12 protein-coding genes are annotated in these 14,053 nt (G+C 73.1%); 4 read left to right on the top strand and 8 right to left on the bottom strand.

Annotation, left to right across the window (positions count from 1 at the left end):
- Positions 1–214: 214 nt before the first annotated feature.
- The 4 genes from IR158_RS04825 to IR158_RS04840 form a co-directional block, all read right to left on the bottom strand.
- Entirely contained in the window at positions 215–2,656 is a 2,442-nt protein-coding gene (locus tag IR158_RS04825) for an endo-1,4-beta-xylanase (protein WP_291810245.1), read from the bottom strand.
- 250 nt (positions 2,657–2,906) lie between these two features.
- The gene (locus tag IR158_RS04830) at positions 2,907–4,070 is read right to left on the bottom strand and encodes a P-loop NTPase (protein WP_291810247.1); all 1,164 of its coding nucleotides are present in this window, start codon (positions 4,068–4,070) and stop codon (positions 2,907–2,909) included.
- Between the two features lie 41 nt (positions 4,071–4,111).
- Entirely contained in the window at positions 4,112–4,651 is a 540-nt protein-coding gene (locus IR158_RS04835; RefSeq protein ID WP_291810250.1) for a DUF1003 domain-containing protein, read from the bottom strand.
- Entirely contained in the window at positions 4,644–5,954 is a 1,311-nt protein-coding gene (locus tag IR158_RS04840) for a CBS domain-containing protein (protein WP_291810253.1), read from the bottom strand. Before IR158_RS04840 ends, IR158_RS04835 begins: the two co-directional genes overlap by 8 nt.
- A 118-nt stretch (positions 5,955–6,072) precedes the next feature.
- On the opposite strand from IR158_RS04840, the gene IR158_RS04845 reads away from it, so the two are divergent.
- Positions 6,073–6,645 carry a general stress protein gene (locus IR158_RS04845; protein ID WP_291810256.1) on the top strand — a complete coding sequence of 191 codons (573 nt, stop codon included), beginning with the start codon at positions 6,073–6,075 and terminating at the stop codon, positions 6,643–6,645.
- A gap of 15 nt (positions 6,646–6,660) precedes the next feature.
- Here the strand turns inward: IR158_RS04845 and IR158_RS04850 are convergent, their stop codons facing one another.
- Complete coding sequence (locus IR158_RS04850; RefSeq protein ID WP_291810576.1) at positions 6,661–8,169, bottom strand: aminopeptidase P family protein; 1,509 nt, start codon at positions 8,167–8,169, stop codon at positions 6,661–6,663.
- A 123-nt stretch (positions 8,170–8,292) separates the two neighbouring features.
- Between IR158_RS04850 and IR158_RS04855 the strand changes: the two genes are divergently transcribed.
- Positions 8,293–9,135, top strand: a complete 843-nt coding sequence (locus IR158_RS04855; RefSeq protein WP_291810259.1) for a PHP domain-containing protein — start codon at positions 8,293–8,295, stop codon at positions 9,133–9,135.
- Entirely contained in the window at positions 9,132–9,752 is a 621-nt protein-coding gene (locus IR158_RS04860) for a MarC family protein (protein ID WP_291810261.1), read from the top strand. Before IR158_RS04855 ends, IR158_RS04860 begins: the two co-directional genes overlap by 4 nt.
- A gap of 254 nt (positions 9,753–10,006) precedes the next feature.
- Here IR158_RS04860 and IR158_RS04865 read toward each other — a convergent pair whose 3' ends face one another.
- Complete coding sequence (locus IR158_RS04865; RefSeq protein ID WP_291810579.1) at positions 10,007–11,755, bottom strand: DEAD/DEAH box helicase; 1,749 nt, start codon at positions 11,753–11,755, stop codon at positions 10,007–10,009.
- A gap of 450 nt (positions 11,756–12,205) precedes the next feature.
- Here IR158_RS04865 and IR158_RS04870 point away from each other — a divergent pair, with 450 nt between their 5' ends.
- Entirely contained in the window at positions 12,206–12,988 is a 783-nt protein-coding gene (locus IR158_RS04870) for a ferritin-like fold-containing protein (protein ID WP_291810263.1), read from the top strand.
- Positions 12,989–13,075: 87 nt separating this feature from the next.
- On the opposite strand, the gene IR158_RS04875 is transcribed toward IR158_RS04870, so the two are convergent.
- Both IR158_RS04875 and IR158_RS04880 read right to left on the bottom strand, forming a co-directional pair.
- Entirely contained in the window at positions 13,076–13,303 is a 228-nt protein-coding gene (locus IR158_RS04875; RefSeq protein WP_291810267.1) for a DUF3107 domain-containing protein, read from the bottom strand.
- A 57-nt stretch (positions 13,304–13,360) separates the two neighbouring features.
- A complete protein-coding gene (locus IR158_RS04880; RefSeq protein WP_291810269.1) occupies positions 13,361–14,029 on the bottom strand; it encodes a TetR/AcrR family transcriptional regulator in 669 nt (222 codons plus the stop codon).
- Between the last annotated feature and the right edge of the window lie 24 nt (positions 14,030–14,053).

Genomic DNA, 14,053 nt, shown 5'->3' on the forward strand with positions numbered 1-14,053 from the left:
CCGTCCGTGCGCACCTCGGTGGGGGTTCGCTGCTGCCTCCGGGACGCGAGCACGGCGACAGTATCCACCACCGGTCGGCGCGACCCGCGCCGTCGCCGACCGGCACGGCGGGCCCCCGACGAGCACAGCGGGCGTGGTGCCGTGAGGCACCACGCCCGCTGTGTCACTGCGACCGGCCCGTCGGGGCGCCGATCAGCCGTGGACGATCAGGTCGTCACGACGCTGCGCAGCTCACGGACGGCCACGTCCAGTTGCCGCCGTGCTGGACCGTGAAGCCGAACGACACGGTCTGCCCGTTCGACAGCGCGCCGCCGTCGTTCGGACGCATCACCATGACGTTGGCCGAGGGCCACGTCGGCGACCCGCTCCAGGCCGCGATGACGCGCTGCGGGTTCTGCAGCGTGACCGTGGAGGTCCAGCTGCTGATGTTGCCGTTGGCGCGGATCGTCACGACCCCGTTGAAGCGGTCGTTCCACTTCTCGCCCTCGGAGTACGTCGCCGTGCAGCTGCCGGTGCCGCCGTTGCCCGGGTCCTGCGTCGGGTTCGACGTCGGCTGCTGACCCGGGTCGGTGGTGGTGCCGCCGGCGTTGAGGGCGTCGAGGGAGTAGTTGTACGCCGCCTTCTTGTTGCCGTTGCCGTCGAACAGCAGCGGGGTGCCCGAGGAGCGCCAGGACTCGCTGTCGCGCACGCCCCACACGGTGATGCCGGTGCAGCGGGCGACCGAGAGGCAGGCCTGGTGCACGCCGCGGAACTGCTCGGCCTGGCTGGTGCCGGAGCCCTCGATGTCGAGCTCGGTGATCTGCACGTCGACACCGAGCGCGGCGAAGTTGCCGAGCGTGGTGTGGTAGTTCGAGGGGACCGGGTTGCCGGAGTTGAAGTGCGCCTGGAAGCCGACGCAGTCGATCGGCACGCCGCGGGCCTTGAAGTCCTTGACCATGTTGTAGACGCCCTGCGTCTTGGCGTGGGACCAGTTGTCGGTGTTGTAGTCGTTGTAGCAGAGCTTGGCGCCCGGGTCGGCGGCGCGGGCGGCGCGGAAGGCCGCCTCGATCCAGTCGTTGCCCGTGCGCTGCAGGTTGGAGTCGCGCCGTCCGCCGGAGTTCCCGTCGGCGTAGGCCTCGTTGACGACGTCCCAGCTGTGGATCTTGCCCTTGTAGTGCGTGGCGACCTGCGTGACGTGGTTGAGCATCGCGTTGCGCAGCTGGGTGCCGGACATGTTCTGCATCCAGCCGGGCTGCTGGGAGTGCCACGCCAGGGCGTGCCCACGGACCTGCTTGCCGTTCTGCAGCGCCCAGTTCACGATCCGGTCACCGTTGGTGTAGTTGAACTGGTTCTGGTTCGGCTCGGTGGCGTCCATCTTCATCTCGTTCTCAGCCGTGATCATGTTGAACTCACGCTGCAAGATGCCGGTGATCTGGGAGTTGTTCAGGTAGCTGCCGGCCATCGCCGCGCCGTAGTACCGGCCCGTGCGGGCAGCTGCGGCCTGCAGCGTGCTGCCGGCCGGGGCGTTCGTCGGGTTCGACGTCGGCTGCTGGGTGGGCTGCTGGGTGGGCTGCTGAGTCGGCTGCTGGGTGGGCTGCTGAGTCGGCTGCTGGCCGCCGTCCTGACCGCCCGGGGTGGCGCGCACGGTGCCGCTCGTCTGGTTGAGGGCGTCGAGGGAGTAGTTGTACGCGGCCTTCTTGTTGCCGTTGCCGTCGAACAGCAGCGGGGTGCCCGAGGAGCGCCAGGACTCGCTGTCGCGCACGCCCCACACGGTGATGCCGGTGCAGCGGGCGACCGAGAGGCAGGCCTGGTGCACGCCGCGGAACTGCTCGGCCTGGCTGGTGCCGGAGCCCTCGATGTCGAGCTCGGTGATCTGCACGTCGACACCGAGCGCGGCGAAGTTGCCGAGCGTGGTGTGGTAGTTCGAGGGGACCGGGTTGCCGGAGTTGAAGTGCGCCTGGAAGCCGACGCAGTCGATCGGCACGCCGCGGGCCTTGAAGTCCTTGACCATGTTGTAGACGCCCTGCGTCTTGGCGTGGGACCAGTTGTCGGTGTTGTAGTCGTTGTAGCAGAGCTTGGCGCCCGGGTCGGCGGCGCGGGCGGCGCGGAAGGCCGCCTCGATCCAGTCGTTGCCCGTGCGCTGCAGGTTGGAGTCGCGCCGTCCGCCGGAGTTCCCGTCGGCGTAGGCCTCGTTGACGACGTCCCAGCTGTGGATCTTGCCCTTGTAGTGCGTGGCGACCTGCGTGACGTGGTTGAGCATCGCGTTGCGCAGCTGGGTGCCGGACATGTTCTGCATCCAGCCGGGCTGCTGGGAGTGCCACGCCAGGGCGTGCCCACGGACCTTCTTGCCGTTCTGCAGGGCCCAGTTGACGATGCGGTCGCCGTTGCCGTAGCTGAACTGGTTCTGGTTCGGCTCGGTGGCGTCCATCTTCATCTCGTTCTCGGCCGTGATCATGTTGAACTCACGGTTCAAGATGCCGGTGACCTGCGAGTTGTTCAGGTAGCTGCCGGCCATCGCGGCGCCGTAGTACCGGTTGGACTCGGCGGCTGCTGCCTGCAGCGTGCTGCCGGCAGCGGCGGCCGGCAGTGCCAGCGGAACGGCCATCCCGGCGGCCAGTGTGGCCACGGCGACGGCGCTGACGACGCTGGCGCGGCGCCGGTGACGTGTGATCGTCATCGATCCCTCCTCAAGGGTGGTTCGCCGGAGAAAGCCGGCAGGCACACCGTCTCGTCAGGACAGGTTTAACGTCAATGCGAGATGCCCCGTTCCGCGGTGTTTCGGACGACTCGTAATCGTTTAAGTAGGTCTATCCGCTCCGAGGGGGCGCACTTGTATCGTTAAAGCGGGTCCGAGGATGGCACAGCAGCGCCCCACCGCCCGTAGGGCTGTGGGGCGCTCTCCGATAATTTCGGGCGTCGTCAGCGCGTCAGCGCGTCACCGGCGAGAGGTCGAGGGCGCGACCCGCGAGGTTGCGGGGTCGCGCGGCCAGCGACCGGGCGATGCCCCGCAGCGCGACCGCGCCCGGCGACGTCGGGGCGCTCAGCACCACGGGGGTGCCCCCGTCGCTCGCCTCGCGCAGCTCCACGTCGAGCGGGACCTGCCCCAGCAGCGGCACCTCCGCGCCCGTCAGGCGCGTCAGGTTCTCCGCCACGCGCCGGCCACCGCCGGACCCGAACAGCTCGAGGCGCGACCCGTCCGCCTGCTCGAGCCACGCCATGTTCTCGACGACACCCACGACGCGCTGGCGCGTCTGCGCCGCCACCGCACCCGCGCGCTCGGCGACCTCCGCCGCGGCCACCTGCGGCGTCGTGACGACCACGATCTCCGAGCCCGGCAGCAGCTGGGCCACCGAGATCGCGATGTCCCCGGTCCCCGGGGGCAGGTCCAGCAGGAGGACGTCGAGGTCACCCCAGAACACGTCGGCCAGGAACTGCTGCAGCGCCCGGTGCAGCATCGGACCGCGCCACACCACCGGCTGACCCGCCGGCACGAACATGCCGATGGACACGACCTTCACGTCGTGCGCCACGGGCGGCAGCAGCATGTCGTCGACCTTGGTCGGCGCCCGGTCGACCCCCAGCATGCGGGGGATCGAGAAGCCGTAGATGTCCGCGTCCACGACGCCGACGCGCAGCCCGTCGGCCGCCATCGCCACCGCGAGGTTCGCCGTCACGGTCGACTTGCCCACGCCGCCCTTGCCGGACGCCACGGCGATCACCTTGGTCAACGACCCAGGGAGCGCGAACGGGATCTGCGGCTCGGCGTCCGTGCCGCGCAGCATCGTGCGCAGGCCGGCACGCTGCTCCGCCGACATGACACCGAGGTCGACGCGGACGCCGGCGACACCGTCGAGCGGGGCGACCGCCGCCGTGATGTCCCGCGTCAGGGTCTCCTTCATCGGGCAGCCCGGCGTGGTCAGATCCAGACCGACGACCACGAACGACCCGCCGTCCCGCGGTTCGACCGCCACCGAGCGCACCATCCCGAGCTCCGTGATCGGGCGGCGGATCTCCGGGTCCTGCACGGCTGCCAGCGCGGTGCGGACGGCCTCGAGGAGCGGGTCGGGGGCGGGGGCGTCGACAGAGGGCACGCGACCATCGTAGGCGGGCGCCGGAGCACCTCCGCGGGACGTCAGCGTGCCCCGCCCTCCCGCCGTCCGACGTCGGCGCGACGACCGGTCCCGTCCTCGTCGTCCGTCGGCTCGGCCTGCAGGTCCTCGAGGAGGCTGCGCAGCTCGGAGCGGACGAAGTCGCGGGTCGCGACCTCGGACAGCGCGATGCGCAGCGACGCCATCTCCCGGGCGAGGAACTCCGTGTCGGCCAGGTTCCGCTCGGCGCGCTGACGGTCCTGCTCGGCGGCGACCCGGTCCCGGTCCGCCTGGCGGCTCTGGGCGAGCAGGATCAGCGGGGCGGCGTACGAGGCCTGCAGGGACAGCATGAGGGTGAGTGCGGTGAACCCGTTCGCCGCCTTGTCGAACCGCAGCTCGACGGGCCCCCACGCGTTCCACCCGAGCCAGACGACGCAGAAGATCGTGAGCCACACGATGAACCGCGGAGTCCCCAGGAAGCGGGCGATGGACTCCGACGCCCGGCCCGACGCGTCCGCCTCCACCTGCATGCGGGGCAGCAGCGAGCGCCCGCGGGCACGGGGCTGGTCCAGGCGGTCAGCCACGGTCCACCCCGTGGGGGGCGCGGACGAGCGGCGTGGGTCGCGTCGGCGGGCCGGCGTGCACGTCGTCCGTCTCGCGCCAGTCGTCGGGCAGCAGGTGGTCCAGGACGTCGTCGACCGACACCGCGCCGAGCAGGCGGCGCTGCTCGTCGACCACGGGCAGCGCCAGCAGGTTGTACGTCGCGAGCTGGCGGGTCACCGTCAGCAGCGGGGCGTCGACGGCGACGGGCTCGAGGTCGGTGTCGACGATCTGCCCGATCGACTCGTGCGGCGGCTCCCGCAGCATCCGCTGCAGGTGGACGATGCCGATGTACCGGCCCGTCGGCGTCTCCAGCGGGGGTCGCGCGACGAACACCACCGACGCGAGCGCCGGGTTGAGGTCCTGACGGCGGACGTGCGCGAGCGCGGCCGCGATCGACGTCTCGGGCCCCAGGATCACCGGCTCCGTCGTCATCAGGCCGCCGGCCGTGTTGTCCGCGTACGCCAGCAGGCGGCGCACGTCCTTGGCCTCCTCGGGCTCCATGAGGGCGAGGAGCTCCGCCGCCTGCTCGGCGGTCAGCTCACCCAGCAGGTCGGCGGCGTCGTCCGGCTGCATGGCCTCCAGGACGTCGGCCGCGCGCGCACGCTCCAGGCCGCCGAGGATCTCGACCTGGTCGTCCTCGGGCAGCTCCTCGAGCACGTCCGCGAGGCGCTCGTCGTCGAGTGCGGTGGCGACCTGGAGACGGCGTGTGACCCCCATGTCGTGCAGGACGTCGGCCAGGTCCGCGGGCTTGAGGTCCTCGTACTGGGCGAGCAGCAGCCGGGCGCCCTGCGCCGCGGTCGGCAGGCTCAGGCCCCGGACGTCCTCGACCGACACCAGCAGCGTCTCCCCACGGCGCCGCAGCAGCCCGCCGCGCTGGTCGGTGCGCCGCACGAACACCTTGGTGACGAGCCAGTCGCCGTTGCGCTGCAGCTCGATCGCGACGTCCTCGACGCGCGCGGTGCCGGAGCCGTCCGCGAGCTCGACCGTCCGGTCCAGCAGCTCGCCCATCACGAGCGTCTCGGAGACCCGCTGCTCGAAGCGCCGCATGTTGACCAGGCCGGTCGAGATGACCTGGCCGGCGTCGACCGCCGTCACCCTCGTCAGCGGCAGGAACACCCGTCGTCGGCCGGGGACCTCGACCACGAGGCCCACCGCGCGCGGCGCACCTTTGAGGCGCACGAGCACGACGACGTCCCGCACCCTGCCGACCTCGTCGCCGATGGGGTCGAAGACGGCGGTGCCGGCGAGGCGCGCGACGAACACCCTGGCCCCGACGCTGCTCACGCCGGTCAGCCTAGACGGCGGTCGGCGGCGGGGCCCGGTGCGAATCGCGGGGACCGGTCGTGCGGGTGGGCCGGAACCCAGCCTGGCGGTGGTCGGTGGTGTGCGGGAGGATCAGGTCATGTCGTTCAAGCAGTCCGAGCGGATCCCCACCACCCCCACGCTGCCGACGGGGGAGACGGTGGCGACCTACGGCACCTACCTGCAGGCGCAGAAGGCCGTCGAGCTCCTGGCCGAGCAGCAGTTCCCCGTGCGGGCGGTGACGATCGTGGGCACCGACCTGCGGATGGTGGAGCGGGTGCTGCGGCGGCTCTCGTACCCGAGCGCCGCGCTCGGGGGGTTCCTGTCCGGCGCCTGGTTCGGGCTCTTCGTGGGACTGATCCTCACCATGTTCTCGTCCGGTGGCGCGGGCATCATGCTGCCCACCGTGCTGTTCGGCGGAGCGTTCGGGCTGCTCTTCTCCGTCATCGGGTACTCCCTGACCCGCGGACGGCGTGACTTCGCGTCGTCGAGCCAGATCGTCGCGACGTCCTACTCGGTGCTGTGCCTGGCGGAGCACGCCAACAAGGCGCGCCACCTCCTCGCGGAGACCGGCGGCGTCGTGTCGGGCTGGCCCGAGCCGGTCCGGCCCGCGGCCACCGAGCCGCCGGCGCCCCCTGCGCCGCCGGCGCCCCCTGCGCCGCCGGCACTCTGAGGTCGAGAGCGCGGGTCAGCCCTCGCGCAGCGCCGCCATCCAGGACTCGACCGCGTCGGGGTCCCGCGGTAGCGCGGCCGACAGGTTCTCGTTCCCGTCGGCGGTCACCAGGACGTCGTCCTCGATACGCACGCCGATGCCGCGGTACTCGGCCGGGACCAGCAGGTCGTCCGACTTGAAGTACAGCCCCGGCTCGATGGTGAACACCATGCCGGGCTGCAGCACACCGTCCAGGTACAGCTCGGCGCGCGCCTGCGCGCAGTCGTGCACGTCCAGGCCCAGGTGGTGCGACGTGCCGTGGACCATCCAGCGCCGGTGGTGCTGGTTGTCCGGTGCGAGGGACTCCTCGGCAGTGACCGGCAGCAGGCCCCACTCCTCGAGCCGCGCCGCCAGGACGCGCATCGCGGCGTCGTGCACGTCGCGGAACCGTGCGCCGGGGACGGCCGCGGCGAAGCCCGCGTCGGCGGCGTCGAGCACCGCCTGGTAGACGCGGCGCTGGACGTCGGTGAACGTGCCGTCGACCGGCAGCGTGCGCGTCACGTCCGCGGTGTACAGGGAGTCGACCTCCACGCCCGCGTCGACGAGCACGAGCTCGCCCGGGCGCACCGGACCGTCGTTGTCGGTCCAGTGCAGGGTCGTGGCGTGCTCGCCGGCCGCGGCGATCGTCGTGTACCCGACGTCGTTGCCCTCCTCACGCGCGTGCCCGATGAACGTGCCCTCGACGACCCGCTCGCCGCGCCGGTGCGCGACGGCACGCGGCAACGCGCGCACGACCTTCTCGAACCCGGCGATCGTCGCGTCCACCGCGAGCCGCATCTGCTCGACCTCGTACGCGTCCTTCAGCAGCCGCAGCTCGGAGAGCGCCTCCGCGAGACGCGCGTCGGCCTCGCCCGAATCCTCCTCGCCGCGGATCTGCTCGACGACCTCCTCGACCGCGAGGTCCGCACCCGGGACCACGAGGACCTGGACCCCGCCCTCGCCGACGTCCTTCGCGAGCGCGTCACGCAGGTCCGCCACGTGCGCCGTGGTGATCCCGGTCGTCGTCGCGACCTCGTCGAGCGTGGGGCGCGCGCCGACCCAGAACTCGCCGTACCGCGCGTCGGAGAAGAACTCGGGGGTGTCGCGGCCCGCGAGCGGGTTCATGTACAGCACCGCCCGGTGCGCGCTGCCGTCGTCGCCCGTGCCGTCCGCCACCGGGTGCAGCACCAGGACCGCGTCGGGCTCCTGCTCGGTGCCGAGCCCGGTGAGGTGGGCGAACGCCGCGTGCGGTCGGAACCGGAAGTCGGTGTCGTTGGAGCGGACCTTGAACGAGCCGGCCGGGACGACGAGCCGCACACCCGGGAACTGGGCCGACAGCGCGCTGCGGCGCTCCGCGGTCCGGTCCGCCACGGGCGCGCGCGCCGCCGTCGACGCGGGACGCTCGCCCCACCCCGACGTCACGAACTCCACGAACCGGCGCGACTGCGGCCGGTGCGACCGGTTCGATCCGCGCTCGTCGAGGGGCTGCTCGTCGCCCTCGGCCACGGCCGGGGTCACGGTCTCGGAGGTGAGGTTCTGGAGGTCGTCGTCGGTGCTCACCGCTCCAGTCTGGCACCGACTGCACATCGCGTGGCGGGCCCGGGTGTGCGGAACGGCTAGCGTGGTCGGGTGCGCATCGACCTCCACACGCACTCCCGAGCGTCGGACGGCACGCAGACCCCCGCGGAGCTCGTCACCGCCGCGCGTGCCGCAGGCCTCGACGTGGTGGCCCTGACCGACCACGACACCACGGCCGGCTGGGACGAGGCGGCGAACGCCGCGCGTGAGGTCGGGACGGCGCTCGTGCGCGGCACCGAGGTCTCCGCGCGTGCCGGGGGCGTCAGCGTCCACCTGCTCAGCTACCTGCAGGACCCCGAGCACCCCGCGCTCGCCGACGAGCTCGCGCGCGCCCGTGAGTCCCGGGTCCACCGCGCACGGCGCATCGTCGAGCGGCTCGCGCGCGACGTGCCGATCACCTGGCAGGACGTGCTCGACCAGGCGCGCGACGCGGTCGTCGTCGGGCGCCCCCACATCGCGGACGCCCTGGTGGCGCGCGGCGTCGTCCCGGACCGGGACGCGGCCTTCGCGCACCTGCTGGCGTCGGACGGGCCGTACCACGTGGACCACTACGCACCCGAGGCCCCGGTCGCGGTCGCCGCGATCCGCGCGTCCGGTGGCGTCCCGGTGTTCGCGCACCCGGCCGCCGACGCGCGCGGCCGGATCGTCCCGGACCGGGTGTTCGACGAGCTCGCGGAGGCCGGCCTGGCCGGTCTCGAGGTGCACCACCGCGACCACTCGCCGGCGCAGCGCGAGCGGCTGCTGGAGATCGCGGACCGGCTCGACCTGCTGGTCACGGGCTCGAGCGACTACCACGGGGCCGGCAAGGTCAACCTTCTGGGCGAGAACCTGACTGCCCCGGACGTGCTCGACGAGATCGTCCGTCAGGGGACGACGGAGGTGGTGACGGCGTGAGCAACGCCCTTGACGTCCAGCTGTTCCTCTCGGTCTTCGTGACCCTGTTCGTCATCATGGACCCGCCCGGGACGGTTCCGCTGTTCCTCGCCCTGACCGGGTCCATGACCCGCCAGCAGCGGGCGCGCGCCGCCCGGCAGGCGATCCTCGTCGCGTTCGGCGTCATCGTCGGCTTCGCGCTCTTCGGCCAGTCGCTCCTCAACTACCTGCACGTGTCCGTCCAGGCGCTGCAGGGCGCGGGTGGTCTGCTGCTGCTGCTCGTCGCGATGGAGCTGCTGACCGGCAAGATGGACAGCAACGAGGGCTACGAGGGCACGCAGGGCAACGTCGCGCTCGTCCCGCTGGGGACCCCGTTGCTCGCCGGACCGGGCGCGATCGTCGCCACGATGGTCTACGTCCAGCAGTCCACCGAGCCGTCCGACTGGGTGGCCCTCGCGCTCGGCATCGTGCTGGTGCACGTGTGCCTGTGGTTGTCGATGCGGTTCGCCGGCGCGATCCACCGCGTGCTCAAGGACTCCGGGACGATGCTCGTCAGCCGCATCGCCGGTCTGCTGCTCGCCGCGATCGCGGTGCAGCTGCTCGCCGACGCCGTGCTGGCCTTCGCACGCGAGATCTGACCCAGCGACCCCCGGGCGGTCCGGCCCTGCCTCGCTCCGATGCCGGCTCGTCGGGTGGTGGGGGCGCGCTTGGATCGCCTTCTCACCGAGGGGTGAGGGTGACTGGATTGCCCTCTCACCGGGTGGGGGGGTGACTGGATTGCCTTCTCGCCGGGTGGGGGGTGACTGGATTGCCCTCTCGCCGGGTGGGGGTGGAACTGGATTGCCCTCTCACCAGGTGGTGAGAGGGCAATCCAGTTCGTACGACGTGGCTGTCAGGCGTCCGTGGTGGCGGGTGCGGCGTCGGACGGAGCGCCCGCCGCGCCACCGCGGGAGCGGCGACGGCGACGGCGACGCGCGGTGCCGTCGGACTCCCCGCCCGCGGGTGCGTCCGCACCGGGTGCTGCGGCTGCCGCCGACGGCTGCTCCGCGCGCGGCGCGGCCGGCTGCTCGGTGCGCGGCGCCTGCTCGGTGCGCGCGGCGCTGTCCCCACCGGAGCGGCCCCGTCCACCGCGACGCCGGCGACGGCCCTCGCTGTCGGCGTCGGAGGTCGCGTCGTCCGCGGGCGCGCTGCGGGCGCCGCCGGCACGCGCGCCGGTGTCCCGCACAGCCCCGCGGCCGGCGTCGCGCGATCCCTCGCGGCGTCCCGCGGGCCGCTCGTCGGAGCGCGCGGGACGTGCTCCGCCGCCGCGCTTGCCGGTCTCGCCCAGGTCCTCGAGGACCTCGGCACCGAGGCCGGCACGGGTCTGCTGCGACTTCGGCAGCCGGCCCTTGGTGCCCTCGGGGATGTCGAGGTCCGCGTAGACGTGCGGGGACGACGAGTACGTCTCGACGGGGGCCGGGATGCCCAGGCCGAGGGCCTTGTCGATCAGGCCCCAGCGCGGCAGGTCGTCCCAGTCGACGAACGTGACGGCCGTGCCCTTGTTGCCCGCGCGGCCGGTGCGGCCGGTGCGGTGCAGGTACGTCTTCTCGTCCTCGGGGCACTGGTAGTTGATGACATGCGTGACGTCCTCGACGTCGATGCCGCGGGCCGCGACGTCGGTGGCGACGAGCACGTCGACCTTGCCGTGCCGGAAGGCACGCAGCGCCTGCTCGCGCGCGCCCTGGCCGAGGTCGCCGTGGATCGCGCCGGCGGCGAACCCGCGCTCGACCAGGTCGTCCGCGACCTTGGCGGCGGTGCGCTTGGTGCGTGCGAAGACGATGGTCAGCCCGCGGCCCCGCGCCTGCAGGATGCGCGCGAGCAGCTCGACCTTGTCCAGGGCGTGCGCCCGGTAGGCGACCTGCTTGATGTTCTTGACCGTCTGGCCCTCGTCGTCCGGGGCGGACGCCCGGATGTGCGTGGGCTGCGACATGTAGCGGCGCGCCATCGCGACGACGGCGCCGGGCATCGTCGCCGAGAACAGCATCGTGTGGCGGTTCGCGGGGGTCGCGGCGAGCAGCTTCTCGACGTCGGGCAGGAAGCCGAGGTCGAGCATCTCGTCGGCCTCGTCGAGCACGACCTCGGTGGCGTGGTTCAGGCGCAGGTGGCGCTGGTTCAGCAGGTCGATCATGCGGCCCGGCGTACCGACGACGACGTCGGCGCCCCGCTTGAGCGCCTCCACCTGCGGCTCGTACGCGCGTCCGCCGTACACCTGGACGATGCGGACCTTGCGGCCGGTCGAGGCCATCGCGAGGTCGCCCGCGACCTGCACGGCGAGCTCGCGCGTGGGCACCACGACGAGCGCCTGGGGCTCACCGGGCGCTGCGAGCCGCTCGTAGCCCTCCTCGCCCGGCGCGATGACGCGGTGCAGCAGCGGGACGCCGAAGCCGAGCGTCTTGCCCGTGCCCGTCTTGGCCTGGCCGATGATGTCGTGGCCCGCCAGCGCGACCGGCAGGGTCATCGCCTGGATGGGGAACGGCTGCGAGATCCCTGCCGCGGCGAGCGCGGCCACGATCTCGGGCCGGACGTCGAAGTCCGCGAACGAGGCGTCGACGGCCTGCACCGAGGCGGCGCGACGTGAGCCGGTCGGCGACTCGGTCGGCACGGCGTCGGCGGCGGTACGGATGTCCGAGGTGTCGAGGGCGGGGGTGTCGACGGCGGCGTCGGTGCGCTGCTCCTGGTCGACGGTCTGGTCGGTGGTCACGGGCGGCTCTTCACTGCCAGGGTGGCGGCTCACGGTGCGGCCGGGGGCCGGCGGCGCGGCGTGCGCTCGTCCGCCCCGGGCGACAGCGGGCTGCGCCACGCGGGTTGGCCGGCAGCCGATCGTAGAAGTCACCCCGCGCGGCGCACCCTGCCGGCGCGTCTGCGGGCGTCGAGCCCTGCGGACGGCGGCCGGTGCGCGTCGTGCGGGGAGGGTCTGGCATGGTGCCGGACCGGGAAACCGAGACGAACGGGCAACCGATGTACGGGATGTACGCGCCCAGTCTATCGGACGCACGTCCCGGACCCCTGGTCGTCCGGAGGTCGGCGCGCCTGCCGGCGCTACCATCGCCGGATGACCTCCAGCGCCGGCAGCGCCCGCCCCCTGCGTCCCGAGCACCTCGCCGTCGACGAGCCGTCGACCGAGCGCGTCGGCCAGGACGTCGGGGCCGTGGCGGAGCTCGCGGTCGGCGACGCGGTCGAGGTCCTCGGTCTCGTCGCGAGCCTGGAGCACCAGGCGTTCGCGCGGCTCGCGGACGACAGCCGCCAGGCACCGCGCCTCGAGCAGTCGCTCGCGCTGAGCCGTCTGGCCGCGCGGTGCACGGAGCGCCGTGACCGCGTGCTCGCCCGCATCGACGAGCTGGGCGCGGACGGCCCCGCGGCGCTCGCGCGGTTCGACGGCGTGCTGGCCGACTTCGACGCGCGCACACCCTCGAGCACGTGGGCGGAGCGGCAGCTCAAGGCGTACGTGGGTTACGGCGTGGCCGACGACTTCTGCCGGCTGGCCGCGCGCGGTCTCGACGAGCAGTCGGCGCGGCTGGTGGCCGACGTCCTCGACGACGTGTCGCGCAGCGAGCTGGCCCTGCGCGAGCTCGACCGGGCGTGCGCGGGCGACGACGTCCTGTCCTCGCGGCTGGCGCTGTGGGGGCGACGGCTGGTCGGGGAGGCGCTGGGCGTCGTGCAGCGCGTGGCGCAGCGTCCCGAGGTCGCACGTGTGCTCGACCGGGCGGGGCTCGCGTCGGCGACGCCTGACGGTGCGCCTGCCGGGGGCCGTGGGACGCAGGCTCCCCCCGGCGTCTTCACCGAGCTGACCGCCGCGCACACGCGCCGCATGTCGCGTCTGCACCTGACGGCCTGACCGCCTCGCAGCCGGAGCGCCGCCACCGGGCCGCGGTCAGCGGAGACGCGCCCCGGCGTCCGGCACGGGCCGGACGCCGGGACGGGTTCACAGCTGGCCGAAGCCCACGCGCCCCTTGGTCTCGGCGCCGATCTCCACGAAGCCGAGGACCGCGGCGGGCACGACGACCCGACGTCCGCGGACGTCGGTCAGGTCCAGCGTCGTCGTCCTGCCGTCGATCGCTGCCTGCACGGCCGCGACGATCTCGTCCGCGGACTGGTCGGACTCGAGCGTCAGCTCGCGCGAGTGGTGCTGCACGCCGATCGTGATCTCCACGGGCACTCCTCATCGGACGGGACCCGGCGCACGGCGCCGGGCTGGTCGCCACCGATCCTAGGCGTCCCCGTACGGGAAGTCGGGCCGCACCAGGTCGGCGAGGCCCCGCCACTGCAGGTCCGTCACCAGCTCGACGACGCGCTCGACGCCCTGGCCGTCGCCGCGGCGCAGCCAGTAGGTCGCGGCACCCTGGGCGGTGGCGACGAGCGCGGCGGCGAGCACGTCGGCGTCGGCGCGGTCCCGGCCGGTGACGGCCGCGAGCACGTCGGCGATGCGACGGGTCGCCTCGGCGGCCGCGTGCTCGACGCGGACGCGGACCTGCGCGTCGTGCGTGACGTCGGACTCGAACAGGAGCGTGGACGACTCGCCTGCCACCTGGACGAACGCGAGGTACGCGTGCACCACGGCGGCCACGACCGCGCGGCCCTCGCCGCGGGCGACCGGACCCGCCTCGATCGGCGCGACGGCGCGCTCCACGGCGGAGAGGAGCGCGGCACCCTGCTCGTCGACGACGGCGAGGTAGAGGTCGAGCTTCGACGGGAAGTGCCGGTACAGGACGGGCTTGCTGACCTCCGCCCGGTCGGCGATGTCGTCCATCGAGACGTGGTGGAAGCCCTCGGTGGAGAACAGGTCGAGCGCGACCGCGAGGAGCTGCGACCTGCGCTCGGCGCGCGCCATCCGTGGCCCGCGGGCACGGGGGCCGGAGGTGTCCTGGGCGTCGGTCACCCGCAGATCGTAGCCAGGGTGTGT

Source organism: Cellulomonas sp., assembly GCF_015234515.1.
In the GTDB taxonomy this organism is placed as follows: Bacteria; Actinomycetota; Actinomycetes; order Actinomycetales; family Cellulomonadaceae; genus Cellulomonas.